This window comes from Galbitalea sp. SE-J8 (assembly GCF_030345695.1).
In the GTDB taxonomy this organism is placed as follows: Bacteria; Actinomycetota; Actinomycetes; order Actinomycetales; family Microbacteriaceae; genus JAUASV01.
In genome coordinates, this window is sequence record NZ_JAUASV010000048.1 from 1 (window position 1) to 3,840 (window position 3,840).

Consider the following 3,840-nt stretch of genomic DNA (forward strand, 5'->3'; position numbering starts at 1 on the left):
CCCACCCGCGAGCCACTGCCGAGACACCGACACACCCGCGACCGAATACTCCCCATCCGACACCGACAGCGAACCGCCCACCACCGCAGCACCCGACACCACCGGCACCACCGACACCGCGAAGGATGCGAGCGGTGTGTCGACCGAGACGGTCTGCGGTGCCGACGCGTTGCCGGCGGCGTCGACGGCCCGGAAGCTCACCGAGTGCGTCCCCGCGTCCGAGTAGCTCAAGCGGCCCGAATAGACGCTCCACGGCGCACTGTCGCTCGTGCGGTACTCGATCGCCGCGACCCCGGAGGTGGCGTCGCTGGCCGAGAGGGTGATCGTGCCCGCTCCGGCGACGACCGCGGTCGTCGCCGAGACCTCCGGAGCGACGGAGTCGACGCGCACGACCGTCGTGGAGGTCGCGCCGACCTTGTCGCCCTGGCTCGAGCGGTACTCGATCGTGTGCTCGCCGTCGGCGTACTCGACCGGGTTCGTGAGCCCCGCCGGCGAGGCGGGGAGCGTGGTCCAGTCGCCGTCGTCGGAGTCGCGGTACTGCACCGCCGCGGCGGGCGCGCCGGCAAGCACGCCGAGCTGGTAGGCGACCGACGCGGGCGAGGTGTACCAACCGCTCTCCTCCGGCGCGGCGGGACTGGCCACCGCCGACACCGGCGGAGCGTCCGGCGTGGCCGCCGCGGTGATCTCCGGGCCGGTCAGCAGCCTGCCGTAGACCGAGAAGTCGTCGATGCCGCCCGTGAAGAAGCCGCCGCCCGAGGGCGAGCCGCCGATCGTGTCGGGGTTCGACGACGTGCCCGACTGGTAGCTCGACTGTCCGAACGCGAGCGGAGCCGTCTGGTCCGGCGTCGCCTCGACGCCGTCGATCCAGAGCCGCGTGACCTTCGCCGCGTAGTCCACGCTCGCGACGATGTGGTGCCACCTGCCGTCGTTCGGGTAGCTGAACGTGCGCTTCTGGTAGCCGTCGGTTGACGCGCTGCGCCCGGCCACCCGGAGCTTCGGCCCCTCGAAGAGCACGTCGACTCCGGCACTCGCCGCATTGACGCGCGTGGCGAAGACGAAGTCGTTCTCGGCGGTGCCGGAGGTCGGCAGCGCCTCGGGATGGATCCAGCCCGCGACGCTGATCGCGCTCGCCCCCTTCAGCGTCTTGTCGAGATTCGACGAGCCGAGCACGACCCGCGCCGAGCCGCCGAGACGGATGGCGCCCGCGCCGACCGGGCCGGCGATGCTCGACGCCGTCGCCGTCGCGGTGCGCCCGAAGACCGAGCTGTCGGCGTACACCGACGAGTTCCGCTGGTCGAAGCTCCAGTGCCCGACGAGGGCATCGCGCACGATCGCGACCGTGACCGTGTAGATCTGGCTCGCGCCGCTCTCCGAGGTGACCTTGAGGGTTCCCGTGGGGACCGCATCCGTCATCACCGGCTGGCTGAGCACCTGCACCGTCGCCTTCGGCGACCGGGCGATGCCGGTCTGGATGGTGACCTGCGGCGGCGTCGCGGACGGCAGCGCCCCGACCGTCACCTGGTAGCTCGTCGTGCCGTCCACCGGATAGATGCTCTGAGCTCCGCTCAGCGCGATCTGGCTCAGGGTCGTGCGCGTGTCGGGCAGCGCGGGACGCGACACCCGCACCGACTGGTGCGCGGTGGTCTCGCCGTCCGAGAGCGTCACGTCGACGACCGTCGACGCGCCCGGGGCGAGGCCGGCGATGCTCCGTGCCGCGGGCGACGCCGTGACACCGGCCTCCGTCGGGAACGTGAGGTCGGCATCCGCGCCCGGGATGGAGACCTCGTGAACGTCGCTCGTGGCCGTGAACGGCGCGTACGCGTCGCCGTCGACCCCGATGCCGGTCAGCGACAGCGCCGCCGGCGCGAGCAGCTTCTGGATCGATGCGGTCGACAGTGCGGTCCGGAAGACGCGCACGTCGTCGATCGATCCGGGGAACAGCGCGCCCGAGGTCGCCGAGCCGATCCGGTCGTGCGACACGGGATTGTTCGAGACCTTGTACTCGTCGCTGCCGAACGACACGCTCGCGCCCGCGGGGGCGACCTCGACCCCGTCGATGTAGATGTGCAGCGAGTCCGTGGTGAGGCCGGCTGACGCGGCCACGTGGTGCCACGCGCCGTCGGTCGGGTACGGCACGTAGCGCACCACGGCCGCGGATGACGTGCTCGGCCGGACCTCGACGCGCAGCGTCTGCGGGTTGGCGTCGCCGGTGCCTCGCACCGAGAGCTCGAACCCGGTCGTCGTTCCGTCGATCGGCGTCTGCAGGATGACGCCGTTGCTCGGGATCGTCGCGGGCGTCTTGATCCACGCCGCCGCGCTCAGTCCGCCCGTGTTCCACAGCGTCGGATGCAGCAGGTAGCCGAGATCGAGACCGCCGGCCGCCGGCGTGTAGGCCCCGCCGATCTTCCCGCTCGCGGTGTAGCTGCCCGCCACCTGGACGGCGTCGGTGCCCTCCGACGGCGACGAGTCGACGCCGAGGCTTCCCGCCGAGTCGAAGCCGTAGTGGGCGACCTCGTCGCCCTGTCCGAGCCAGAGCCGGAAGTCGGGGAACGCGTGGAACGTCATCTTGTTCGTGTTGTGGTTCGAGTTCGCGAACTTGTCAGCCGTGCGCGAGACGACCAGCAGGCGGTCGCCGTCGATCTGGATGGTCGGCTGGGAGAACGCGCTGCCGAGGATCGAGTTCGCCCAGGTCAGCCCCTGATCGTCCTCGACGAGGGTCCGGACGAAGCGCCAGTTCTTCAGGTTCGGGGACTCGTACAGCGCGAGCACGTTGCGCTGATGGGTCGAGCTCGAGGCCTCGGTCTCCGGGTTGCCGACCATGAGGTAGCGCTGCGAGACCTCGTCCCAGAGGATGTAGAACTTGTTGATCGAGACGCCGCGCGGCCAGTTCACGCCGCCGAGCTCGGTCAGCGTGGTGCCGTCGGGGCTGATCCGCTCCCAGAACGTCTGGGTCGGATGGTCGTGCCAGCGCTGGATGTCGAGCACGTTCCCGTCGCGGTCGACGACGGCGTTGCCCTCGACGACGAGGGTCGTGCTGCCGTCGTTCGTGCGCGTCCAGCTCGCCGGATCGAGCAGGTCGGCACCGACCGGCGCCGAGATGACGAGCGCGCGGAAGTCGCCCCAGCTCGTGTTCATGTAGTGCTCGAAGGTCTTGTAGACCCGGCCGTTCGCGATCGCCACGGGGGTGTCGCCGGTGGTGTAGAGGCCGTTGAGCAGGATCGTCGGCGTGGTCCAGGTGAGCCCGCCATCCGTGCTCTTCGAGATGACCGCGTTGTCGTACTCCTCGGCGCTGCCGCTGCCCATGAGGTACACGGCGTCGCCGAGCTCGAAGATCGTCGCCCAGAACATCGGCTCGACGATGGCGACCCGGTTCCAGTTGGCACCCTTGTCGGTGCTCCGGAACACCTCGGTGAACCGCTTGCCCTGCGGACCGTAGCCGTCCGCGCCGCCGCCGAACCGCGTGCTCGCCGCGAGGTACGTGCCGTCGGAGAGCACTTCGAGCGTCGGCGAACCGACGTATGCCCCGTGGTCGGCCGGAATGTAGCTGAGCACCGACTGCACGGAGTCGGAGTACGCCGACGCACTGGCCGGCGCCGGGTTGGCGACCGACAGGCCCGCGTAGCCGAGGAGGAGCGCGAGCGCCGTGGCCGCCGCCGTCAGGCGACGCACCGCGACCGGATTCATTGACTTGGACACCGTTGTCTGCCTTCTTGATCTCTACTTGGTCTTGCCTGCTCGGGCGGTGGTGGTTGCGGTGGTGTAGCCGGCTCTGGCGGCTTTCACCCGCACCGAGAGCGTCTTGCCCCGATCCCTCACAACCACCCGATACGTGCGCCCCGT

1 protein-coding gene is annotated in these 3,840 nt (G+C 70.4%); it reads right to left on the reverse strand.

Annotated elements, in window-relative coordinates; genetic code table 11:
• Nucleotides 1-3,696, reverse strand: a 3,696-nt coding sequence (locus QT381_RS15695) for a LamG-like jellyroll fold domain-containing protein (RefSeq protein WP_353889800.1), incomplete at its 3' end; no start/stop codon positions are given.
• Nucleotides 3,697-3,840 lie beyond the last annotated feature (144 nt).